The organism is Candidatus Pseudothioglobus singularis PS1, assembly GCF_001281385.1.
Lineage (GTDB): Bacteria > Pseudomonadota > Gammaproteobacteria > PS1 > Pseudothioglobaceae > Pseudothioglobus > Pseudothioglobus singularis.
Window position 1 is genome coordinate 170,853 of sequence record NZ_CP006911.1, and the last position, 22,270, is coordinate 193,122.

The following is a 22,270-nucleotide window of genomic DNA, read 5'->3' on the forward strand; positions in this document are numbered from 1 at the left end:
AAAAATGAATTTAAGTGGAAGTAAAACAGAACAATCTTTAAAGGATGCATTTGCTGGAGAATCTCAAGCAAATAGACGCTATTTATATTTTGCAAATCAATGTGACGTTTTAGGAGAGCCAGATATGGCTGCTCTTTTCAGATCAACTGCTGAAGGTGAAACGGGTCATGCGCACGGACACATGGAGCACTTAATTGAGGGTGGAGTTGGTGATCCAGGTACTGATATGCCAGCTAAAGAAGTCAAAGATATGCTTGCTAGTGCAGTTCATGGAGAAACTCATGAGTACACTGACATGTATCCAGGAATGGCTAAAACAGCCAGAGAAGAGGGATTTGATGAAATTGCTGATTGGTTTGAAACCTTAGCGAAAGCTGAGCGTTCTCATGCTAACCGTTATCAAAAAGCTTTAGATAGTATCTAAAGTCACTACTACCACAGATCTAGTCTGTGGTAGTAATAACCCTTAAAACCTAATAAATATGTCTAAATTCAAAGAAGGCAATTTAGAGGCTCCAACACGTCACCCTCTAAATTGGAAAGATAAAGATTTTTATGATGAAGATTCTCTCAACAATGAGCTTGAGAGGGTATTTGATATCTGTCACGGCTGCAGACGATGTGTAAGTTTATGTAAGTCTTTTCCTACACTATTTGACTTGATCGATGAGTCTAAAACTTTTGAGGTAGATGGTGTCGATAAGGCTGATTATAAAAAAGTTGTGGATCAATGTTATTTGTGCGATTTGTGCTATATAGCTAAATGTCCATATGTGCCGCCACACGACTTTAATGTTGATTTTCCGCATCTTATGCTTAGAGCGAAAGCCATTCAATTTAAAAAGGGCGAAACTAAGTTATCACATAAAATCTTAACATCGCCTCAAAAGGTTGGTGCTATTGCATCGAAGCCAGTTATATCGCCTGTGGTTAACTGGTCAAATAAAAATAAAACTCTCAGAAAGGTTACTCAAAAGGTACTCGGCGTTCATGAGAATGCGGTTGTGCCAACTTACCACTCTAAGAGTTTATCTAAGGTCTTTGTTGAAGAGAGCTCTGATAGTCAATTCAAGGTAGCAATTTTTGGAACCTGTTATGGAGAATACAATGATCCAAAAACAGTCATTGACCTAGTCGATGTATTAAGACATAACAATGTTGAGGTGAAGCTAATCAAAAAAACTCAGTGTTGCGGAATGCCCAAAATGGAGCTTGGAGATCTTGACTCAGTCGAGAAGTATGCCAATGAAAATATTGAGCCATTAATGGAGCTAGTCAAAGATGGCTACAAGCTTATTGCGCCTATACCCTCTTGCGTCTTAATGTTTAAGAATGAACTACCAATGATATTGAATGAAAATGAAGATATAAAAGCTATTTCTGATGCATTCTATGACCCCTTTGAGTACCTTTCATTGCTAATAGAAAACAATCATTTTGATGACAAATTTAAGGCCATTGATAAAGAGATTCTTTATCCCATGGCATGCCATCAAAGAGTTCAAAATATTGGAGCGCATACAAAAAAAATCCTAGGTTTAATTCCTGATTTAGACGTCAATATTGCAGAAAGATGTTCAGGACATGATGGTACCTATGGTGTGAGAAAAGAGACACATACTTACTCAGTCAAAATTGGAATGCCAGTTGCCAAAAAAATTACCGACACTACCGACCTTGTTGTTAGTGATTGCGTTATGGCAGGTAACCATGTTGCACATATTGCTACACAAGATATAGAATCTATTCATCCGATTAGCCTAGTGAAGTTGGCTTATGATTTATAAACACAATTTGAGGAAATAATTATGTTAGAAAGACAAGACCTATTAACTCTTGAAGAGTATGCAGAAAAGCGTTCATCGATTCGCCAGGAAACAATCCAGGTTAAAAAGCTTAGAGAAGTTCACTTGGGTGAGCATATTAGGATGATATTTGAAAACAAGCAAACTGTTCAATACCAAGTTCAAGAAATGCTTCGAATCGAGAAAATTTTTGAATCAAGTGAGATTCAAGATGAGCTGGATGTATACAATGCACTTGTACCCAATGGCGCCAATCTAAAAGCAACAATGATGATTGAGTATTCAGATGTTGCAGAGCGCATTGTTGCTCTAACAGAGCTCATTGGCGTTGAAAAAAGTATTTATTTCCAAGTAGGCAACCATGAAAAAGCCTTCCCGATTTGTAATGAAGATTTGGAGAGAGAGACCGACGTTAAAACTTCAGCGGTCCACTTTATGAGATTCGAGTTTACCCAGGAGATGATTGATGATTTCATTGCAGGGTCAACTATAAAGGTAGGGTCTACGCATCCAAACTATGATTATGAAATGACCCTAGACACAGAATCACAGAAAGTTTTAAGTGGTGATTTTACTAGCTAAAAATTATAATTTAAGCCTCAGACATTTCGCCTATTGACTCCATGCCAACAAGAGTTTCATTGATGTAATACATCCTCAATTTGTCTCTTTCCCAAGGCGGAATGTTTGCACTCTGAAGTACTTTTTTTAGAGAGCTTGAGTGCTTTTTATCCTTGAGTCTGACTCTTTGACCGTCCTGACGAAATCGAATTGTAAAATTAGCTTGATCCTTTAGTTTATTAAAGAGAGGGCAATCTTCATTGGATCTATCAGGCTCACCATCAAAAAAATATAACTCATTGTCATATCTTCTGACTTCATAAAGATGCCATTTTAAAATCACTTTGGCATCATCCTTCGCCCTTAAAACAGAAATGAGTTCAGTTAGCACTTTATTGGATGGCATCAAGAAGCCCCTTTGTGCAATGTAATATCTTAATATATTAGCAACTCTTCTTTCTGGGAGCTCAGTTAAAGGCAGCACTTGAATTTTATGATTAATGACAAGATTGAACTTTTCGATATCAATTTCAGCAAGATCGTTTATTAGTTTTAATGCCTCAGACTGGTGATAAGCGCTTCTAGAAATATTTTTTATTACTCCTTTAAAACTGGAATCAAGTTTTGGAATAAACTCTAATCTTAGGAGATTTCTTTTGAAATTTAAATTAATATTGCTATCATCTTCTACCCAGTCGAGATTATATTTTGTTGCATAGTCAACAATTAATTGCTTAGAAATGTTTAAGAAGGGACGGTATAAGAATGCGTCAGCAAAGCTCTTTATTTTTGGCATGGATGCCAAGCCCGCTACCCCACTTCCTCTAAATAGTTGAAGTAAAAAAGTCTCAGATTGATCCTCCTGATGATGCGCAGTACACAGAACTTCATTTTTAGATAATTCTGATTTTAGTGAATTATAGCGTTTTTTACGAGCATTTTCTTCGATGTTAGACGAAGTTTTAATATTAATGTCTATGCTTTTAAACTCAACCCCTTGTTTGTGGCATTGTTCTTTACAGAATAAAGACCAGTCTTTGCTGTGCTTCGAAAGGTTATGATTGATATGGACTGCTCTTATATTGCCAGGGTAATGAGAGTTTAAGAAATGGAGCAGGACCACTGAGTCGATCCCTCCACTTAAGGCAATGACAATATTTTTGTCTATAAGGAAAGGATCTTTATTCGCTAAATCTTCCAAAGCTAAGTAATTTTTCGTGCCTATCTTCTAAAAGTTTTTCAATAGGTAAATCAGCTAGATTTTTAAGCTCTTTGATGAGTGCTTTTTTTAGAAATTTAGAGGCTTTTTCAGGGTCTCTATGAATTCCGCCCAATGGTTCAGGGATCACCTTTTCAATTAACTTATTTTTTTTCAAATGCTTACTAGTAAGCTTAAGAGACTCTGCAGCAATGGGAGCTTTAGATGCATCTTTATATAGTATAGATGCGCAGCCTTCAGGAGAGATGACTGAGTAAATGCTATACTCAAACATCATCATCGTGTCACAAAGTCCAATAGCAAGCGCACCGCCCGAGCCACCTTCACCAATCACAACCGATAGAATTGGCGTTTTTAAAGTTGACATTTCGAATAAGTTTTTTGCGATTGCTTCACTCTGTCCGCGCTCCTCTGCGCCAATACCAGGATAAGCGCCTGGAGTATCTATAAAAGTAATGACAGGCAAGCCAAATTTCTCAGCCATCTTCATAAGTCTAAGTGCCTTTCGGTAGCCCTCAGGCCTAGTCATTCCAAAATTATGGTAAATTTTTTCTTTTGTAGATCGGCCTTTTTGTTGACCAAGAAACATAAATGTTAGGTCATCTATTTTTGCAATACCGCCTATCAAAGAATGGTCATTTGCATAGGCTCGATCTCCACATAGCTCTGTAAACTCATCAAAAATATTATCAATGTAGTCCAAGGTATAAAGTCTTTGAGGGTGCCTAGCTAATTGAGAGATTTGCCAATCAGTAAGTGACGAAAAAATTTTCTTTGTTAAGAGTTCACTTTTTGATTTAAGTGAATCCATCTCTTTGGAAATATCGACATCATCCTTAATGCTTTCAAGGGCATCAATTTTGTCTTCCAGCTCTGCGATTGGCTGTTCAAAGTCTAAATAGTTTAAGTTCATTTAATGCACTTATTGTGAAAGGAAATTTAATGATAATTATAGCAGATGCAATGTTTATAATCTTGCAATGGATTTGCTTACCCTACTTTCTCTGATGATTGCTACTTTCGTTTATGCAATTTCACCCGGCCCTGGTTTATTTGCAGTGTTGGCGATTTCTACTCGATTTGGCCCAATCCCTGCAATTTGGGTTTCCATAGGCCACACAGTTGGTGATATTATTTATGTAGCTCTTGCAATGCTAGCTCTCAATGCCTTAGCTGAGGTGATTAATGAGAGTATGCTCTATGTGAAAATTCTTGGAGCATCATATTTAATCTTTATTGGCTATCAACAATTCCGTTCAAAAGGGATTAGTTTTGAACCTTCAAGTAAAAAGAGCTCAGTCATAAAGCTTTTAATAGCTGGGTTTGTTGTTGGAGTAACCAACCCAAAAACAATTATCTTCTACCTGTCCTTCCTTCCAATCTTTATAGACTTAAATAATCTGACTTTAAATACAGAAGTTCAGGTGATAGTATCAATTGGATTGACTGTTTTTTTTGTTTTAAGTTTGGCAAATATTTTAGGTGTTAGACTTAGACGTTATATTGAAAATCCCGATAGCATCAGGAAGATAAATCAAGTGACTGGCGTGACTATGATTCTTGTTGGTGTTTTTGTCGCACTGTATTGAATATAAAAGGATGTAGATGTTCCAATCTGAAAAAACAATGACACTAGTGATGCTTCTTGTTCCATTGGTATGGGCCTTATCAGGCGTCTCTGTAAAATACTTATCTTTTTATATCAGCGAAGATGAAGTCGTTGTGTATCGTTTTTTTCTATCAGCCTTATCGACCTTTCCTCTGCTTGTATGGATGAAAATTCCTATAAAAATTAGTTTAAAAAACTTTGTCATTTGCATTCTTTTGGCTTTTTTTCTGATCGGAAACTATAGAACCTACTTTATGGGGATGCAGAGAGGCGCAGTTGGTTTAGGCGCGGCTCTAGTAACCGTTTTGATTCCAATTTTTGTCTATGTTATGATGATTTTTTCTAAAAAATCTAAACCTGTTTTAAAAGATTGGCTTGCATTGACAATTGGAGCAATAGGTGTCGCTTTAATGCTTGATATAGAACAAATGAATCTCGAAAAACTCATAAGTGGGGGCAATATCTATTTTGTATTAGCTGGTCTAACCTATGCCTTATTCACGGTAGCTGCGTCTTATATGAGAAATATTCATGTCTTGACTATTAACTTTTATGTTTGTCTTATAGGCTTCTTAATCGATTGGAACTTATCTTATGATAGCAATCATCTGTTCACTTTAGGAGCCATGGATTATATATTTTGGGTTAATATTTTTTTCGTGTCATTTATTGCTGGAACTGCAATAACAGCACTCTACTATATGGGCATTAGAATTATTGGCTCCAAAAAGAGTTCTGCTTTTAGTATATTAACTCCATTCTTTGCAATCGCATTGGGCGCAATTTTCTTTGAAGAAATGATTACTATAAAAAATGCTATTGGAATTCTAATGGCCGTTTCGGCTCTCGCTGTTCTTAACGATCTGAAGATTAAAAATCTAATTCCTTTTCGATAATTATGGGTAGCAATAAATTATGGAAATAAATATTTTTTTAGTCCTTGGCTTTACTCTTTTCATTTTTGCAGTGACCCCTGGTCCTGGGACTTTAGCACTTCTCTCTATTTCTACTTCGAGAGGTCTAGCCTCGGCAATATTCTTTTCAATTGGAATGACGCTGGGTGATTTGTCTTATTTAACCATTGTTATTTTTTCTTTAAATGCTCTTGCTGATTTGATTACACCTGTTACAAATGCGGTCCAATATTTCGGTGCATGCTATTTATTTTATTTGGGTTACTCTCAGTGGAGGGCTGGAAAATTCAGTATGGACAATGACATTTCAGCTCAATCTCATTTGAAAGAACTTCTGATGGGCTTCCTCTTAGCTGGAACTAATCCAAAGGTGATGATTTTTTATTTATCTGTCCTTCCATCTCTAATTGATCTCAATCAGGTGAGTTTATCTTATGGACTCAAAATTGTAGCCACTGTTGCTATTTCACTATTGTTTGGCTTACTATTTATTGGTATTCTAGGAAAAAAATTAAGGCAACTAATAAGTAGTGACAAAATGGCCTTGAGAGTAAACAGGATTTTTGGAGTAATAATGATTGGTGTTGGGTTTAGCCTTTTTTATTTCTAAAGACTGGGCCCTTCATTTCTCATAAATATAGTTAAAAGCTCTCGCTCACAGATATCAAACTAATGCTACTTTAAATTAAATTACTTACTTCCAAAAGCTAAGCAAACTTTTTTAGAGATAGATATTAAGGCTTTTAAATAACTTTCAATATTATCGTCAGTGAATCGAGTTGTAAGCCCTGACAAGGAGATTACTCCAATCAGCTCTCCATCGCGCCCCAAAATAGGAACTGTAATACCTGCAATATCCGGGTCACGCTCTCCATGACTAATATAGTATCCCTGATCTTTTATAATTTTAGACTGAGATGTTTTAGGATTTACAAACGCTTCTAGCACCTTTCCAGAAGAACCAAGATTAAGGGGATTTATTTCTCCTTCATCGATATGATATCGCATCCTTCTTTTAGAATTTTCACAATAAAGAACTACACTTGAATTTCCTCGCAAGACATGAAATGCAGCAGTCTCTTCTGTTTTTTTAACAAGTTCTGTTAAAGCTGGACGAATAATATCTCCTAGTTGAAGGTTGTCACGGTAAACCGAACTTCGATGCCAAAGAGACGCACCAAGGTGAAAAATACCATCATAATCACGAGTAAGATAACCAAATTTTTCAAGTGAAGCACTAAGTCGCAATATTGTGGCTTTATTTAGACCAGTTCTTTGGGCAAGCTCTTTAAGTGCTAGACCATTGTCACCCATATTAAATGCCTCCAGAAGACTCAGAGCTCTTTCAACCGACTCAACACCACTTTTAATAGGCCTAGATTTTTCTTTTGAATTTGTCATTTATATATTATTTATTTGGACAGGATATAAAAAATGTTACTAGAAAATTTGAAAGAATTGTATAAGTAAAAATTAATAATAAGCTTAACATAATTTCAGAAATACTAAGTCAAAACCAAATTATTTTATAAATTTTTACTTGACTTCTTTTTGATTATACAGCAAAATGAAACAATGTTTCGTAGAATGAAACTTTTAGTTTTAAATTATGAGACAATATCCAAACTAAATTTTTAATTTGGAAAATAACTAAAGGAGATTTCAAATGAATAAGTATTTAAAAATAGTGTGCTTAACACTATTAATGGGAATGGGATTTGGCCTTAGTAATATCGCTAAAGCCGACGGACATTCTGTCATGTTTGCTTCATGGGGTGGATCTTTTCAAGATGCACTTAGAACAACTATGCTTACACCAGCAGCAGAAAAATTAGGTATTGAGGTTGAAGAGGATACGACAAACGGCATACAAGACGTACGCAGTCAAATTAGTGCTGGCGCAGTCTCTTGGGATGTTACTGAACAAGAGCTGTCAGTTTGTGAGACACTAAAACAGGAAGACTCACTTGAGCCACTGGATTATAGTCTTATTAATTCTGCAGGCATTCCTCCAGAGCTTGTCAACAGTCACTATGTGGGCTTGCTTGCATTTACAAAGGTAATATCATATAGGCAAGATAAGTTTGGTGATAATGGACCACAAAGCTGGGCAGATTTTTGGGATGTTGAAAAATTCCCAGGAAAGCGTGGTATGCATGGAAAAGTTAACTACAACTTAGAAGCTGCTCTTATGGCTGATGGTGTGCCTAAGAGTGAAATTTATAATGTTCTTTCTACTAAGAAAGGTCAGGAGCGTGCTTGGGCTAAACTTGCTGAAATTGTTCCACATGTGACAGTATGGTATCGTGGTGGAGCTCAGTCTGCACAACTTATGCGTGATGGTGAGGTTGATATGATTCATATGGGACAAAATCATGTGGGATATATTAATGAATCTGGTATCGGAGTGAATTTCACCTTTGATGGTGGAACGATGGATGTTGATTGTCTTCTTGTACCAAAAGGAGCACCCAACAAAGATAATGCGATGCGTTTAATTAATGAAATGGTTAGCGCAGAAGCACAGGCAAGACTGGTCAAGATTATGCCTTTTGGAACTGCGAATAGTGGAGCCTATAGTGTTGGCATTCTAACAGAAGATGAAGCAACTAAACTGCCTACATACCCTGATAACTATGCTCAGCAACTAGTCATTGATCCAAGCTTTTATATCGGACAGCTCAGTGAGTTAACTGAAAGATTTGATATGTTGATCCAGCAGTAATAATCAATGTTGTTCTCCTTGGGCGCGTTGGTTATTCCAGCACGCCCATTATTCTGTTACACTAGGGTTAATAATGTCATCAGAAGTCAACATTAATAAATCGGTTGTTTTTATCCCTGGTGCGCTTTGCAGCGATGAAATCTTCGCTGATCAAATCTCAGGTATCAGTCCACCTTTCAATGCAGTCTTGATAGATACTAGGCAGACCAAAACGATAACTGAAATGGCAAATACCATTTTGGCGCAAGCCCCAGATAATTTTTCCCTAGTTGGAATAAGTATGGGCGGCTATGTAGTATTGGAAGTTCTACGTATTGCACCTGATAGAGTTTGGGGAGTGGTGCTAATCTCCACTTCGGCGAGAGCTGAAATGCCAGATCAGGCTGAAGAGCGAAAACGATGGATAGATAGAATAGAATCTGGTCAGTATGAAGATTTTGTTGACGAAATAGTAGATGATTGTATATCTGGCAAAGGTAAGCTGAATAATGCAAGAGAACGTTTTCATGAGATGGTCAACGCCCATTCAATCGACACGATTAGTCGACAAATGAGCGCCTGTGCAATGAGACCAGATTTCCAAAAAAACCTAAAAGACATTAAATGTCCACTCTTATTGATTGGAGGTAGTGATGATTCAGAATTTTTCTTAAATGGACTTAAGGAAATATCAGTAAAAGTAATTTACAGCGAAATTTTAATTTTGCCAAACTGTGGACATTTGCCAACGATTGAGAGCCCCATCAGAACGACAAATGCAATAAAAAAATTCCTTGTAAAGGCTGAGAAAAGCCTATCTTAATAAATCATATAGCAAAATTTTTTAATAAGAAAAACTTAAATTTTTACTTGACTTTTTATTCACTATACATCAAAATGAAACTACGTTTCGTATAATGAAACTTTTAGTTTTATATTATGAGACAATATCCAAACTAAATTTTTAATTTGGAAAATAACTAAAGGAGATTTCAAATGAATAAGTATTTAAAAATAGTGTGCTTAACACTATTAATGGGAATGGGATTTGGCCTTAGTAATATCGCTAAAGCCGACGGACATTCTGTCATGTTTGCTTCATGGGGTGGATCTTTTCAAGATGCGCTTAGATCTTCAATGCTAGCTCCCGCTGCCCAAGATTTAGGTATTGAAGTTAAAGAAGATACAACCAATGGTATTCAAGATGTCCGTGCTCAGATTTCAGCTAATGCTGTTGCCTGGGATGTAGCGGAAATGGAATTATCTGCTTGTGAAACACTTTCAAGAGATGGTATGTTAGAGCCTATCGACTACAAAATGGTGGATGCTTCAGGAATCCCATCTGATTTGCGACAAGATAACTATATTGGCTTTATTAACTTCACTAAAGTCATTGCCTACAGAAAAGATAAGTTTGGTGATAATGGACCACAAAGCTGGGCAGATTTTTGGGATGTTGAAAAATTCCCAGGAAAGCGTGGTATGCATGGAAAAGTTAACTACAACTTAGAAGCTGCTCTTATGGCTGATGGTGTGCCTAAGAGTGAAATTTATAATGTTCTTTCTACTAAGAAAGGTCAGGAGCGTGCTTGGGCTAAACTTGCTGAAATTGTTCCACATGTGACAGTATGGTATCGTGGTGGTTCTCAATCAGCGCAGATTCTTCGCGATGGTGAAGTTGATGTAGTCCATATGGGTCATAATCGAGTTGAGAGTGTTGCAAACTCTGGCGTTGATGTAGCTTATACTTTCCAAGATGGCACGATGGATGTTGATTGTCTTCTCGTTCCAAAAGGTGCGCCAAATTATTCTAATGCAATGAAGCTTATAAACTCTGTATTATCAGCTTCATCTCAAGCTACATTAGCTAAAACAATGCCTCTTGGCCCTGTAAACAAGTATGCATTTGATGCAGGTGTACTAAGCATTGAACAAGCAAAAAATGTTAATACTCATCCAGATAATTATGACAAGCAATTGTTAGTTGATCCAAATTTCTATATTGGTCAACTAGATGTTCTAACAGAGCGCTTTGATACACTAATCCAGCAATAGAAAGGATAAAATATTAGGGTGTAGTAAAGTTTCTGCACCCAATATATCTGTTTAATTTTTAATTTTTTTTAGGATTTAACCTAGGATAATGAGTATGTCAAATACCGATCATGAAAATCAAAAATCTTTGCCTATTGGCATCAAAAGTTTAAGCAAATCCTATGGTGATGTCTACGCACTAGAGGATGTTTCATTAGACATTAAAGCTGGTGAATTTATCACACTACTTGGTCCATCTGGATCAGGAAAAACAACTTTACTGATGACTATAGCAGGTTTTGTTAGTCCAGATCAAGGCAGTATTTACTTTGGCCAGCAAGAGATGACTATGACACCCCCTCATATGAGAGGATTGGGGATGGTATTCCAGAATTACGCTCTATTTCCATTTATGTCGGTTGCTGAAAATGTTGGTTATCCACTTCGTGTTCGTGGAATGTCTGAGACTGATCAAAAAAAGAAAATTGACGCAGCTCTTGAAATGGTTCAACTGGAAGGATATGGTGAGCGAAGAATCCATCAGCTTTCTGGTGGTCAAAAGCAGCGCGTAGCTCTCGCTCGTGCAATGGTCTTTGAGCCTAAGATTATTTTGATGGATGAGCCTCTATCCGCCTTAGACAAAAAGTTACGAGAGCATATGCAAATAGAACTTAAGGCACTTCATCAAAAACTTGAAGCAACTATTGTTTATGTAACTCATGACCAGCGAGAAGCATTGACTATGTCAGATCGTATTGCAGTTATTAATAATGGGCGTCTTGTTCAGGTTGATGCTCCAAAGGCACTTTATGATAATCCTAAAGACCTATTTGTTGCTGACTTCATTGGAGAATCAGTTCTTCTTCAACTAGAGAATTCAAAAGATGGCCTTATTTTAAGAGGCCAGCCTTTAAAGATGAATAACCCTCAGCCGAAAGGAGTTGATCCATACTGTCTTGTTATTCGTCCAGAGCTTTTAGTTATGTCCAATTCAAAGGCTGATACAGTGAACGATCTTTCAGGAATAGTCAGTGCATCAGTCTATCAAGGAGAAAGTGTACTGGTATTGGTAGACCTAGGTAAGGATACTAAAATTAGTGTCAGATTGCCTGCCAGCAAGTCACAAAGTAGCAACAATATTCCTGAAGTAGGTAAGCCAATTCAACTTGGCCTTCATGCTGAAGATGTCATTATCGTTGAGGGAACTGTTGAATGAATATAGTTGCCAATAATCATTTAGAAGGAGTTAATAGCAAGGCTCTTGCAAAAGCACGTCGAAAAGAGGGCAGGTTATTTTTTAATCTATCACTTCCATCTCTTATCACCATTTTGATTGTTGTATTTATTCCAGTATTCTGGCTTTCATCTCTCTCATTTTTTGACCGTGCTGGTGTTTTCTCTTGGGAAAATTATGATCGAATTTTTCAAAGCCAACTCTATATCAAAACATTCATAGTTACCCTCAAAATTAGTTTTATTACTCTGTTCTTTTGTATACTTCTCGGGTATCCACTATGTTACTGGTTATCGCAACTTCCTGACCGATTGGCAGGAATTCTTATGGTTTTTGTTTTGTTACCATTTTGGACTTCAATTCTTGTTCGAACATATGCCTGGCTGGTTATTCTTCAACGCAATGGAATTATTAACGACACCCTTATTTCAATCGGCTGGATTGATGAACCCCTTCAATTAGCGCATAATTTAACCGGAAGTATTATTGGTATGGTTCATATTTTATTACCATTTTTTATCCTTCCACTATTCGCTTCGATGCGTTCAATTGATACTAATTTCATTAGAGCTGCAATTAGTCTAGGGTCAACTCCTCGTGGAGCATTCTGGCGAGTTTTCTTTAAAATGTCTTTGCCTGGTTTTTTTGCTGGCACAGTTCTGGTATTTGTTCTCGCATTGGGTACTTATGTAACCCCCGCATTGCTTGGCGGTGGAAAAATACAGATGCTTGCTCAACGAATAGATTCAACTATTATGCTGTATTCGAACTGGGGCGCAGCAAGTGCTCTAGGTGTAGTTCTTCTGATTTTGGCGTTTGCCACTATCTGGATTTTCAATCGTGCCTTTGGCATTGATAAATTATTTATGAGGTAGGAAGAATGGCTGCAATCGAAATGGTAGGTAAAAGAAAATATAATAATCTCTGGCTGGGAGTTGCTGGAGTTTGCATACTTTTTTTTCTTTCACTTCCCACGTTAATCGTAATTCCGATGTCTTTTTCTGGAGCCTCTTATCTAGAATTTCCTCCTGAGTCTTGGTCGTTTCGTTGGTATGAGTCTTATTTTGGATCGAGTGAGTGGATGAGATCTACAAAAACGTCCTTGCTCGTAGCCTTTTTGACTACACTTATTGCAACTCCATTAGGTTCTTTGGCAGCATACGGTTTAACATTTACTTCTGCAAGAGTAAGGAATGCTTCTCAGCTTCTTGTCGTCATTCCAATCCTGGTGCCAGTTATACTTATTGCGATTGGTGTATTTCATCTTTATGCAAAACTGGGTCTAAATTACACAATCACTGGAATCGTTATTGCCCATACTTCATTAGCAGTTCCATTTGTTATCATTACTGTACTTGCTGGGTTAAAAAATTATGATTTTAATCAAGAACTTGCTGCTCGAAGCCTTGGCGCATCTCGTCCAAGAGCTCTATTAACGATTACACTTCCACAAGTTAAGTTTTCAATCCAGACGGGCGCATTGCTTGCTTTTATAACCTCACTCGATGAGGTAGTTGTTTCGATGTTTGTTTCGGGTGGAGAAAATGCGACAATCACTCGTCGTATGTTTAATTCTTTGAGAGACCAAGTGGACCCAACAATTGCTGCAATATCAACTTGTCTGATTTTTGTCTCTGTCAGCGCTTTAGTTACTGTAATTATTTTTAATAGAAATCAAAATAAGGATCAATCATGATTACTCAGAGCATATCAATAATATTTTTGCAGCTATTTAATTTTAGGTTGAAATCTTATGAGTAAAAATTTTGGTGAATCTACAACTGCTAGTGCTACTTATGCTGGATTTTCTGAGAAAAATCTAGAAGAAGTTACTAAAGGAAGTATTGTTGTTTTTGGCGCACCTGCTGATTCCACTTTGCCTAGACGAAGTGGATCTTCAAATGGGCCTAAAGCAATTCGTCAAGCGACTATGAATGCTCTGACCAGTTATTTTAACTCACCATCAAAAACAGTGGTCTCACTTGACACAGGAAAGACCAGGCGTTTTAAGAGTGAAGTGATTGGTATTGATCTGGGTGATCTTTCTGACTGCATTGAAGTAACAACAGAGACTTTGAAACAAATTGATCAGTTAACTGCTGGAGTGCATGATCAGGGTGGATTGCCAGTTCTCTTGGGAGGGGATGGACGAATTCTAGAGGGAATGACTACTGGACTGCAAAGCTCCTCTAGTGAATTAGGGCTTCTCGTGATATCAAACCGACTCGATATTCCAAAAGCAAATGGTTTGACCTCTAAAACCCTTTCATCACTGCTCTCAATTAGTTCTAAATCTGACAACTATCCTATCCTTACTATAGGTACTAATGGCATTCAGCCTCATGAAAACTGGAAAGAAATAAAAAAGGTTCATGGAAACATTATTTCAGCTGAAGATATTCATGATCAAGGAGAAGAGATTGCTTTAAATGCGATTCAGCAATTCTCTCTTAAGAATAATCAAATTTTATGCGTAATAGATGCTGGAGTTTTAGATACTGGATTCGCAGCTGGAACTCCTGGCCTTAATGTAGGCGGTTTGACTCCATTGCAGCTAATAGAGATTCTATCTAAAGCTAATATAGCTTCAAAGTTAGTTGGCATTTGTGTATCAAATGTTGCACCTTTGCTTGATGCTCGAGGCCATACTCAATATGCTGTAGCTGAGGCACTTTTAGCAGTAATGGGTGAGCGACTTTTTGAGGAAATTTGAAGATGAGTTCAGTAGATTCAATTCTTTCAATGCAATCAGTGCCCTCCTTTTTTGGTGCTCCTATTGGAGATATAGAAGATCTTTCTGAAGAAAAAATAGCTCTTACTGGGCTTTTTTGTGATCATTTTTCGGGTGGTGAGCCTGGCGCAAGATATGCAGCTCGGCAATTAAGGTATGCATCTTTACCTCTGCTAATACATGGTCAAAATATTTCTCCATCTAATAATATTATTGATATTGGCGAACTCAATGTTTTTCCTATTGAGCCAATGAAAACGCAATCAATTCTTAAAGAACAGAGTTTTAGAATTCACCAAACAGGAGCTAAACTTCTCGCACTTGGTGGAGACTATAGCCTTATTCCTGCTTTAGTTTCTGGCCAGTTAAAGGCAAGGCCTGATAGTGATTTAAAGATTATTAGAATTTCACGTAATTTGGATACAGTAGAAATCTCAAATCCTCAACAAAAACCACTTAATCGTTCATGTGCAACAAGACAGCTTGGTGACTACTGCGGTGGATCAAAATCAATTGCTCTTTTAGGGGTTAGCGATTCAAGCTCCTTGGAGGAGTATGAATATTTAGTTGATAGTTTTGTTCGTTCTGCGCAACAACTTTCTTCATCTTTAGCTGGGCTAACAGAGCAAATACTTGATGGCTTGCCAGGCAAAAATATTAGTTTCTATCTTAGTGTAGATGTCGATGTTCTTTCAATTCCCTCTATTCGCTCTAACTCTCCATACCTTGGAACTGGGCTGACACCAAAGCAGTTGACTTCACTCATTCTTGAATTAGGAAAACTGCCCATTATTGGTGCCGATGTAACCGGATACATACCAGATCTAGATATTTCTGGGAGTGCAGCTAGTGTCACTGTTGTTGAAATTATTAGAAGTGTTATTGAAGCAATGTCTCAGGAGAGCGTCCTATGCCGTTGAGAACTGCTCCATTACCTCGTATGGCTGGCCATTTATCATTTATGAGATCAGTAAGGGCAAAGGTTGAAGACTTATCATCAGGAACGTTAGCAGTCATTGGTGTTCCAATGGAAGGTAGTAAAAATCTTAAATCTGGTGCACGTTTTTCTCCCTTATCGATAAGAGAAACTTCAGTCTATTTTGGTTGGTATGCGAACCCACAATTTAGTAATCCAATCAACATTGATGAGCATGAGGTATTTGATACATCATCAATCAACGAGCGATTATTTGATCTTGGAGATATTCCAATTTTAGGGCAAACTAAATTAAAAGCTGAAGAGCTTATTAATCATTCTATTGCACAAATATATAATCGTAATGCAACAAGTATTGTCCTTGGTGGGGATAGTAGCATTATTTCTCCTGTTTGCAGAGGTATTGCAAATGGAAAGTCTGCTGCATATATTCAAATTGGAGGGAAGACACCAGGCACTTCGAATATAAAGCTTGATCATCAATCTTCTGCGCCTCTTTGTTCTCTCTTGGCAAGTGGTGAAGTCAAGCTGGAAGATACATGTATTCTAGCCCCAGCTGAGAATCCATCTGTAGAATTTTTGAAGGAGCTATCAGGCGTTGGGGCAAAAATATTTTCATCAAGCCAACTTAAAGATATGAACTCTAAGGAGATTGCCGATTTAAGCCTAACATTATCGAACCGTGAGTTACCAGTAATCGTTAATCTGGATCTATCATCGGTATCTTCAGAGCTTCATGGTATGTCTGAACAGCCAATATTTAATGGAATGAGCCTAAAGTTGTTAAGGCAAGTGCTAGTCGCACTCGCTAGTGCACCAATAGCTACCTTAATTTTGACGGGTCATAACCCTACAATAAATGGACTAAGCGTTGTCAAAACTGGCCAGCGCCTAATTGTTACTGCACTAGTTGGATACCTCTGTTCACGTCTTGGACTTATGAATGATTTCAACTCAAATGAAAATTAAAAAAAGGAGCAAACTCTAACTTATGTCAAATTATCCAAAAATGAATCCCGTTGCTCGCTCTCTTTTTAGCGCACCACTTGGATCTCCAGAAGAGATTCAGTCTGGAACACTTGGGGTTGTGGGAATGCCATCTGACTGGACACACTCAAGCCGTGTTGGAACTCGCTTTGGTCCAGATGCACTGAGGGCAGCAACTACAGAAATATCTAAATTGATGTCAAATGAACAAACTGAATTTTTCGATCCTATTTTGAAAAATGTGCTTCGAAACCGTCAAGATAAATGGATTATTGATTGTGGTGATGCTGATATTTTTCCAGATTGTGTGGAAGATACGACTGAGTCTATTGCCTCAATGACACAAGCTATTACAGCTGCCGGGGGAATACCTCTTGCATTAGGCGGTGATCATTATAATGGTTATCCGGCATGTCTTGGATATTCGCGAGGCCTTTTAAATCGTGATCCAAATCGAAAGTTTGGCTACATTCAGATTGATGGGCACTTAGATTTTACAAATCGTCTTGGAGCATGGGGTACTCATAATCATGCCACTAATGGACGACGCATTTCTGAATTTTCTAATATTATTCAACCCAACATGGTATGGATTGGTATATCAGGTTGGATCGATGGGGGCGAATATGAGCTGATTAAAAGCATGGGTGGAAAGGTTTTCTCTTCTCAGGATGTTCATCGCCTAGGCGCTTCCAAGGTTATGGAGCTTGCCATTAAACATGCAACAAGAGGGTGCGAAAGCCTTTATGTTTCTCTTTGCATTGATGCGATGGATGCTGGCTATTTACCTGGAACAGGTTCTGTTGTCCATAGTGGAATTACGCCAAGACAGTATTGCCAAATGCTTGATATCCTCTCAGAAGCGCCGTTTGATGGTTTGGACATTGTAGAAACTTGCCCCCCACTAGACCCATCTGGACGCACAGAACAAATTGCGGGACACCTTCTCTTGCGAACTCTTCGCAGGCATATGTTTGAAATTAGTGAATAAAACTAATTATGCATATATTTGAAGGTATTAAATCTTTTGGGGCGTTATATCATGACAATGAGCCTCAACCTCTTCCATCTCGCCCATGGATTGTTGATTTCTCAATACTACAAAAACCTTTTGTGGGCATGGAGCCTGGCAATATTTCAGAGTTTGAACCCGCACCAGATTGGAGTCGATGGTGGTTAGGAGATACATCAAGCAACCCTAAAAATACCTTAAACTGGGTTGTCCTTAAAGACACTATTAGGCGACTATATATTTGTGATCGCATGATTCTTGTCCGAGTTAGTTGGCAAGATTTATTTGATGCGGGGTATGTTGATGGAATTAAGCTGGTGATTGATGGGAAAACTTTCAAATGTCGTTTGATGTCTGGAGGGAGTGATTTTCATTTAGATAATGATGGCCTCAGTGGCGGACATCCAGCTGATAATGAGTGGGATCGTTTTGTCTCAGGTCGAGAAAAAATTAAGGGACTTCCATCATTGACTTCCATTGATAAGACTGGAGTCTTAAGTGATGAGGTGCTACAATCACCTCATAATCAATTCTGGAATTGGGTTGGTGCTGTTAGCTGGACTTCCACACCATATGTAAATCGAGATACTGCTCGCTGTTGTCGTGGTTATCAGGCTGGCCAATTTTTTTATTTAAACACCTATGATCATCGGCATGAGGATATCGGTTGGCGACCTATTTTAGAGGAATTACTATGAGTAACCAAATTACCAATGAACAAGACATAAAACATAACTTCATTGCAGGTGAGTGGCGTTCTAGCTCAGAATATATGCAAAACATTAATCCATCGGATACTAATGATGTAATCGCTACATACGCAACTGCAACTAGCAATGATGTTCAGGATGCTGTTTCAGCGGCAGTCTCTGCACTGCCACTTTGGTCATCCAGTACATCTGGGGAGAGGTTTGACATTCTCGATGCAATCGGTTCTGAGATTATTCAGCGCAAAGGTGAACTAGGCGATCTTCTTGCACGTGAAGAGGGAAAGACACTGAAAGAGGCCGTGGCAGAGGCTCATCGTGCGGGTAGTCTTTTTAAGTTTTTTGCAGCAGAGGTATATCGTTCAGAGTCAGAGGGTTATCGTTCTCTTCGTGAGGGTATATCACTTGAGATTCAGCGTGAACCAATCGGTGTAGTTGCAGCAATAACACCCTGGAACTTTCCATTGGCGATTCCTGCCTGGAAAATTGCGCCAGCACTTGCTTATGGTAATACTGTTGTTTTCAAACCTTCCGAACTAGTCTGCGGTTCTGCTTGGGCTCTTGCTGAGATTATTTCCCGGGCAGGTTTGCCAGATGGAGTGTTTAATCTTCTAATGGGACAAGGAACAGAAACTGGTGCAGCATTAGTGGAACATCCAAATGTTGCAGGCGTTTCTTTTACTGGATCTTCAGTTGTTGGACGCAAGATTGGAGCTAGTGTATTTGCCCGAGGTGGCAAGATGCAACTAGAAATGGGTGGCAAGAATCCACTCATCGTGCTTGATGATGCTGACCTAGAAAAAGCTGTTGAGTTTGCAATTAATGGTGCATTCTTTTCTGCTGGACAAAGATGTACCGCATCATCTCGTCTCATAGTAACTGAGAATATTCATGATTCTTTTATTGATGCAATGTCAAAGCGTATGGAGCTTCTTAGGATTGGTGATGCCCGAAACCCAAAAACTGATATTGGTCCTGTTGTGAGTGAGGCTCAGCTTAAGAAAAACCTTGAATACCTTCGCATTGGTTTGAACGATGGTGCTAAGCACTTAATGGGTGGAGACCAGGTTGAACAGACAACACCTGGATGGTATTTATCACCAGCACTTTTTATTAATGCTAAGAGCGAAATGAAAATTTGTCGTGAGGAAATATTTGGACCAATCGCTGCTGTAATTTCTGTGAGCGATTATGACGAAGCACTCTCTGTAGCTAATGACTCTGAATTTGGCCTATCGGCAGGTATAGTTTCAAATGACCGCTTGATAATTGACCACTTCATAGATAATATTCAAGCTGGAATGGTACAAATTAATCTTCCAACTGCTGGTATGGATTTTCATGCACCAATAACTGGTCGAAAAAATTCATCATTTGGACCTCCTGAAAAGAGTAGTTATTGCCGAGAGTTTTTTACCAACACTAAGGTAATCCATGCAAATTATGGTAAACGCTTAAATTCTAAAAGGGAGGGCTCATGAAATCTTTAGAGGGCTATCGTGTACTTGATCTTTCAAATGTCCTTTCTGGTCCATTCTGTGCCTGTCAACTTGCACATCTTGGAGCAGAGGTAATAAAAATTGAATTGCCTGTAAGGGGTGACTTAGCAAGGCAATTGGGTTTGGATATTGAGCTGAATCAAAAACTTATGGGAGCTACTTTTCTTGCTCAAAATTCAGGCAAGCGCTCAATTACTATTAATCTCAAATCTTCAGAAGGAATTAATTTATTTAAACGCCTTGTAGAAACTGCTGATGTAGTAGTTGAAAATTTCAGGCCAGGAGTCATGAATCGTCTTGGGGTTGGCTATGAAGTGCTTCGAGATTTGAATCCAGATCTAATTTATTGTGCAATATCAGGATTTGGTCAGGAAGGTGCTCTGAAGAGTCGACCAGCATATGATCAAATTATCCAGGGTATGTCAGGCACTATGAATATTACAGGTGATAAAGATTCAGCCCCTTTGAGGGTTGGTTATCCCATAGCTGATACAATTGGCGGATTGACAGCTGCCTTCGCGATTTCAGCAGCACTTGCAAAACAAGGTGGCAACCGTGGTACCTTTATAGATGTTTCAATGTTGGAGTCTGTAATGTGTACGATGGGTTTTCAGATTTCAAACTACTTTAATGCATATCAAGAACCTCAAGCGATGGGTAATGAGAATTTTACGAGTAGCCCATCTGGGACTTTTAAAACTAGCTCTGGACAGATCAACATTGCAGCAAATAAACAGGAACAGTTTGAAGCCACATGTCAAGTCCTAGGGCTTAATGAGTTACTTGAAAATCCTAAATTTGCTACTAGAGAGGCGCGTCTTGAAAATCGCTCAGAACTATCTGATATTCTCAACCTAACACTTATGACTCGATCTACGGATGAGTGGACTGAACTATTAAATGATAAAGGAGTCCCTTGTGGTCCAATTTTGACTGTTCCAGAGGCTCTAGCTCAACCTCAGATTGCAGATCGAGGTATGGTTGGAACTTATAATGATGTTCCAGGAGTAGGTCGTGATATTAAAATTACGCGAACCGGTATCAAGCTTGATGGAAATGCTCCAACTGTAGATAACCCACCTCCAATGCTTGGTGAACATACTGATGAGATTCTTGGTGAACTTGGTTTGACCGAAACTGAAATAAAAACGCTAAAAGAACAAAAAGCAATATGAATAAAATTGACATTGAAGTGAGTGAAGTTGGACCAAGAGATGGGTTGCAAAGTATCAGTCAAATTATGCCCACTGAGGCTAAAAAGCTCTGGATTAAAGCTTTGGCTTTAGCAGGCATTCCCGAGATAGAGGTCGGTTCATTTGTTCCAGTACGGATATTCCCACAGTTTGCTGACATGATGGAAGTCGCTCAGTATGCAAGAACTATTGAAGGACTCAAAGTGGCTGTTTTAGTTCCAAACTTGAAGGGAGCTGAGAATGCGATAAAGGCAGATGTCCATAAGCTTACAATTCCCATGTCAGTTAGTGAGACTCATAGTCTGCGAAATGTCAATCGAACGCATGAACAGATGTTGGACGAAGTGAAAAGTATAGTTAACCTAATTAGACAGCTACCTGTCGATGAAAGACCTGTTATTGAAGGTGCGCTTTCAACTGCTTTCGGTTGCACAATAGAGGGCAGTGTTCCAGAAGATCGAGTAGTGGAGTTAGCAGAAGCGTTAATGGAGGCTGGATGTGATGAGGTAGGTCTTTCGGATACTACCGGATACGCAAATCCCGTGCAAGTTAAGCGTTTGATAGGGAAAGTCTGGACTGCCATTGGGCGCGAGCATCTTACAGGGATTCATTTGCACAATACACGTGGACAAGGATTGGCGAATGTTTTAGCTGCTGTGGAAGTAGGACTAACCACCATTGACTCATCTATGGGAGGTATTGGTGGATGCCCAGCAGCACCAGGTGCCAGCGGTAATATTGTTACTGAGGATTTGGTTTTCTTATTAGAGGCAATGGGGCTAAAAACAGGTATTGATTTTGATAAGCTCATGGCCGCTAGAAATGTCGTTGCAACAGCGCTACCAGATGTTGAATTGTATGGTTTTACACCGGATGCTGGTTTACCTCTTAGCTAATACACCTTAAACTAATTGGGTATCAGCATCTATATCACGAGACAATAAATCTGTCATGATTGCTGTTCTCATTTCATCAGTATAATCAAACCAATCAAAAATTTCATTCATGTGACGTTTGCAACCAACGCAGAAGTTGTTTTTATTGTATTTACAAATACTAACACAAGGACTTTTGATTTGTTTTAGTCTAGCTTGTTCACTCATAGCTTATTTTTTTTGAAATGC

24 protein-coding genes are annotated in these 22,270 nt (G+C 38.4%); 20 read left to right on the top strand and 4 right to left on the bottom strand.

The features are described from left to right. The first annotated feature begins 4 nt into the window (after positions 1–4). From W908_RS00830 to W908_RS00840, 3 genes are read left to right on the top strand one after another with little or no spacing between them, the layout of a single operon-like run. The gene (locus tag W908_RS00830; protein ID WP_020023575.1) at positions 5–424 is read left to right on the top strand and encodes a rubrerythrin family protein; all 420 of its coding nucleotides are present in this window, start codon (positions 5–7) and stop codon (positions 422–424) included. Between the two features lie 58 nt (positions 425–482). After that, positions 483–1,787, top strand: a complete 1,305-nt coding sequence (locus tag W908_RS00835; protein WP_053819563.1) for a (Fe-S)-binding protein — start codon at positions 483–485, stop codon at positions 1,785–1,787. A gap of 21 nt (positions 1,788–1,808) precedes the next feature. Next, positions 1,809–2,387 carry a DUF3501 family protein gene (locus tag W908_RS00840; RefSeq protein ID WP_020023573.1) on the top strand — a complete coding sequence of 193 codons (579 nt, stop codon included), beginning with the start codon at positions 1,809–1,811 and terminating at the stop codon, positions 2,385–2,387. Between the two features lie 10 nt (positions 2,388–2,397). On the opposite strand, the gene tilS is transcribed toward W908_RS00840, so the two are convergent. Then, positions 2,398–3,567: a tRNA lysidine(34) synthetase TilS gene (gene tilS / locus W908_RS00845; protein WP_053819564.1), complete on the bottom strand. Its 1,170-nt coding sequence runs from the start codon at positions 3,565–3,567 to the stop codon at positions 2,398–2,400. After that, complete coding sequence (locus W908_RS00850) at positions 3,548–4,498, bottom strand: acetyl-CoA carboxylase carboxyltransferase subunit alpha (RefSeq protein ID WP_053819565.1); 951 nt, start codon at positions 4,496–4,498, stop codon at positions 3,548–3,550. The genes tilS and W908_RS00850 overlap by 20 nt, the downstream gene beginning before the upstream one ends. Before the next feature lie 67 nt (positions 4,499–4,565). On the opposite strand from W908_RS00850, the gene W908_RS00855 reads away from it, so the two are divergent. The 3 genes from W908_RS00855 to W908_RS00865 are packed head-to-tail and all read left to right on the top strand — an operon-like array spanning position 4,566 to position 6,718. Continuing rightward, on the top strand, positions 4,566–5,174 hold the full coding sequence (locus tag W908_RS00855; protein ID WP_053819566.1) for a LysE family translocator: 609 nt from the start codon (positions 4,566–4,568) through the stop codon (positions 5,172–5,174). 16 nt (positions 5,175–5,190) lie between these two features. Next, the gene (locus W908_RS00860) at positions 5,191–6,090 is read left to right on the top strand and encodes a DMT family transporter (protein WP_053819567.1); all 900 of its coding nucleotides are present in this window, start codon (positions 5,191–5,193) and stop codon (positions 6,088–6,090) included. A 19-nt stretch (positions 6,091–6,109) separates the two neighbouring features. Beyond that, positions 6,110–6,718: a LysE family translocator gene (locus W908_RS00865; protein ID WP_053819568.1), complete on the top strand. Its 609-nt coding sequence runs from the start codon at positions 6,110–6,112 to the stop codon at positions 6,716–6,718. Between the two features lie 80 nt (positions 6,719–6,798). Here the strand turns inward: W908_RS00865 and W908_RS00870 are convergent, their stop codons facing one another. Then, positions 6,799–7,509 (bottom strand): IclR family transcriptional regulator, encoded by a 711-nt coding sequence (locus W908_RS00870; protein ID WP_053819569.1) that lies wholly within the window; start codon positions 7,507–7,509, stop codon positions 6,799–6,801. A gap of 265 nt (positions 7,510–7,774) precedes the next feature. On the opposite strand from W908_RS00870, the gene W908_RS00875 reads away from it, so the two are divergent. The 14 genes from W908_RS00875 (at position 7,775) to W908_RS00940 (ending at position 22,042) form a co-directional block, all read left to right on the top strand. Next, positions 7,775–8,833, top strand: coding sequence for an ABC transporter substrate-binding protein (locus W908_RS00875; protein ID WP_053819570.1), 1,059 nt, complete (start codon positions 7,775–7,777; stop codon positions 8,831–8,833). 73 nt (positions 8,834–8,906) lie between these two features. Continuing rightward, complete coding sequence (locus tag W908_RS00880) at positions 8,907–9,635, top strand: alpha/beta fold hydrolase (RefSeq protein WP_053819571.1); 729 nt, start codon at positions 8,907–8,909, stop codon at positions 9,633–9,635. 173 nt (positions 9,636–9,808) lie between these two features. After that, positions 9,809–10,867, top strand: coding sequence for an ABC transporter substrate-binding protein (locus tag W908_RS00885; RefSeq protein WP_053819572.1), 1,059 nt, complete (start codon positions 9,809–9,811; stop codon positions 10,865–10,867). Between the two features lie 94 nt (positions 10,868–10,961). Beyond that, on the top strand, positions 10,962–12,062 hold the full coding sequence (locus tag W908_RS00890) for an ABC transporter ATP-binding protein (RefSeq protein ID WP_053819573.1): 1,101 nt from the start codon (positions 10,962–10,964) through the stop codon (positions 12,060–12,062). Next, entirely contained in the window at positions 12,059–12,955 is an 897-nt protein-coding gene (locus W908_RS00895) for an ABC transporter permease (protein ID WP_053819574.1), read from the top strand. The genes W908_RS00890 and W908_RS00895 overlap by 4 nt, the downstream gene beginning before the upstream one ends. 5 nt (positions 12,956–12,960) lie before the next feature. Continuing rightward, complete coding sequence (locus W908_RS00900; protein ID WP_053819575.1) at positions 12,961–13,776, top strand: ABC transporter permease; 816 nt, start codon at positions 12,961–12,963, stop codon at positions 13,774–13,776. A 57-nt stretch (positions 13,777–13,833) separates the two neighbouring features. Continuing rightward, complete coding sequence (locus W908_RS00905) at positions 13,834–14,793, top strand: arginase family protein (RefSeq protein ID WP_053819576.1); 960 nt, start codon at positions 13,834–13,836, stop codon at positions 14,791–14,793. Between the two features lie 2 nt (positions 14,794–14,795). Then, complete coding sequence (locus W908_RS00910) at positions 14,796–15,731, top strand: arginase family protein (protein WP_053819577.1); 936 nt, start codon at positions 14,796–14,798, stop codon at positions 15,729–15,731. Continuing rightward, the gene (locus tag W908_RS00915) at positions 15,722–16,717 is read left to right on the top strand and encodes an arginase family protein (RefSeq protein WP_053819578.1); all 996 of its coding nucleotides are present in this window, start codon (positions 15,722–15,724) and stop codon (positions 16,715–16,717) included. The genes W908_RS00910 and W908_RS00915 overlap by 10 nt, the downstream gene beginning before the upstream one ends. Before the next feature lie 22 nt (positions 16,718–16,739). Continuing rightward, the gene (locus tag W908_RS00920) at positions 16,740–17,726 is read left to right on the top strand and encodes an agmatinase family protein (RefSeq protein ID WP_053819579.1); all 987 of its coding nucleotides are present in this window, start codon (positions 16,740–16,742) and stop codon (positions 17,724–17,726) included. A gap of 8 nt (positions 17,727–17,734) precedes the next feature. After that, positions 17,735–18,445: a hypothetical protein gene (locus W908_RS00925; protein ID WP_053819580.1), complete on the top strand. Its 711-nt coding sequence runs from the start codon at positions 17,735–17,737 to the stop codon at positions 18,443–18,445. Next, the gene (locus W908_RS00930) at positions 18,442–19,935 is read left to right on the top strand and encodes an aldehyde dehydrogenase family protein (protein ID WP_082344993.1); all 1,494 of its coding nucleotides are present in this window, start codon (positions 18,442–18,444) and stop codon (positions 19,933–19,935) included. Before W908_RS00925 ends, W908_RS00930 begins: the two co-directional genes overlap by 4 nt. Then, positions 19,932–21,128 carry a CaiB/BaiF CoA transferase family protein gene (locus tag W908_RS00935; RefSeq protein ID WP_053819581.1) on the top strand — a complete coding sequence of 399 codons (1,197 nt, stop codon included), beginning with the start codon at positions 19,932–19,934 and terminating at the stop codon, positions 21,126–21,128. The genes W908_RS00930 and W908_RS00935 overlap by 4 nt, the downstream gene beginning before the upstream one ends. Then, positions 21,125–22,042: a hydroxymethylglutaryl-CoA lyase gene (locus tag W908_RS00940; RefSeq protein ID WP_053819582.1), complete on the top strand. Its 918-nt coding sequence runs from the start codon at positions 21,125–21,127 to the stop codon at positions 22,040–22,042. Before W908_RS00935 ends, W908_RS00940 begins: the two co-directional genes overlap by 4 nt. A gap of 6 nt (positions 22,043–22,048) precedes the next feature. Here W908_RS00940 and W908_RS00945 read toward each other — a convergent pair whose 3' ends face one another. After that, the gene (locus tag W908_RS00945; RefSeq protein WP_053819583.1) at positions 22,049–22,249 is read right to left on the bottom strand and encodes a DUF1289 domain-containing protein; all 201 of its coding nucleotides are present in this window, start codon (positions 22,247–22,249) and stop codon (positions 22,049–22,051) included. Between the last annotated feature and the right edge of the window lie 21 nt (positions 22,250–22,270).

Coding starts and splice junctions, on each gene's coding strand:
- W908_RS00855 (WP_053819566.1), top strand. CDS start 4,566: ATGGATTTGCTTACCCTACTTTCTCTGATGATTGCTACTTTCGTTTAT.
- W908_RS00925 (WP_053819580.1), top strand. CDS start 17,735: ATGCATATATTTGAAGGTATTAAATCTTTTGGGGCGTTATATCATGAC.
- W908_RS00935 (WP_053819581.1), top strand. CDS start 19,932: ATGAAATCTTTAGAGGGCTATCGTGTACTTGATCTTTCAAATGTCCTT.
- W908_RS00860 (WP_053819567.1), top strand. CDS start 5,191: ATGTTCCAATCTGAAAAAACAATGACACTAGTGATGCTTCTTGTTCCA.
- W908_RS00870 (WP_053819569.1), bottom strand. CDS start 7,509: ATGACAAATTCAAAAGAAAAATCTAGGCCTATTAAAAGTGGTGTTGAG.
- W908_RS00930 (WP_082344993.1), top strand. CDS start 18,442: ATGAGTAACCAAATTACCAATGAACAAGACATAAAACATAACTTCATT.
- W908_RS00840 (WP_020023573.1), top strand. CDS start 1,809: ATGTTAGAAAGACAAGACCTATTAACTCTTGAAGAGTATGCAGAAAAG.
- W908_RS00830 (WP_020023575.1), top strand. CDS start 5: ATGAATTTAAGTGGAAGTAAAACAGAACAATCTTTAAAGGATGCATTT.
- W908_RS00865 (WP_053819568.1), top strand. CDS start 6,110: ATGGAAATAAATATTTTTTTAGTCCTTGGCTTTACTCTTTTCATTTTT.
- W908_RS00885 (WP_053819572.1), top strand. CDS start 9,809: ATGAATAAGTATTTAAAAATAGTGTGCTTAACACTATTAATGGGAATG.
- W908_RS00835 (WP_053819563.1), top strand. CDS start 483: ATGTCTAAATTCAAAGAAGGCAATTTAGAGGCTCCAACACGTCACCCT.
- W908_RS00850 (WP_053819565.1), bottom strand. CDS start 4,498: ATGAACTTAAACTATTTAGACTTTGAACAGCCAATCGCAGAGCTGGAA.
- W908_RS00945 (WP_053819583.1), bottom strand. CDS start 22,249: ATGAGTGAACAAGCTAGACTAAAACAAATCAAAAGTCCTTGTGTTAGT.
- W908_RS00895 (WP_053819574.1), top strand. CDS start 12,059: ATGAATATAGTTGCCAATAATCATTTAGAAGGAGTTAATAGCAAGGCT.
- W908_RS00915 (WP_053819578.1), top strand. CDS start 15,722: ATGCCGTTGAGAACTGCTCCATTACCTCGTATGGCTGGCCATTTATCA.
- W908_RS00910 (WP_053819577.1), top strand. CDS start 14,796: ATGAGTTCAGTAGATTCAATTCTTTCAATGCAATCAGTGCCCTCCTTT.
- W908_RS00905 (WP_053819576.1), top strand. CDS start 13,834: ATGAGTAAAAATTTTGGTGAATCTACAACTGCTAGTGCTACTTATGCT.
- W908_RS00920 (WP_053819579.1), top strand. CDS start 16,740: ATGTCAAATTATCCAAAAATGAATCCCGTTGCTCGCTCTCTTTTTAGC.
- W908_RS00890 (WP_053819573.1), top strand. CDS start 10,962: ATGTCAAATACCGATCATGAAAATCAAAAATCTTTGCCTATTGGCATC.
- W908_RS00940 (WP_053819582.1), top strand. CDS start 21,125: ATGAATAAAATTGACATTGAAGTGAGTGAAGTTGGACCAAGAGATGGG.
- W908_RS00880 (WP_053819571.1), top strand. CDS start 8,907: ATGTCATCAGAAGTCAACATTAATAAATCGGTTGTTTTTATCCCTGGT.
- W908_RS00900 (WP_053819575.1), top strand. CDS start 12,961: ATGGCTGCAATCGAAATGGTAGGTAAAAGAAAATATAATAATCTCTGG.
- W908_RS00875 (WP_053819570.1), top strand. CDS start 7,775: ATGAATAAGTATTTAAAAATAGTGTGCTTAACACTATTAATGGGAATG.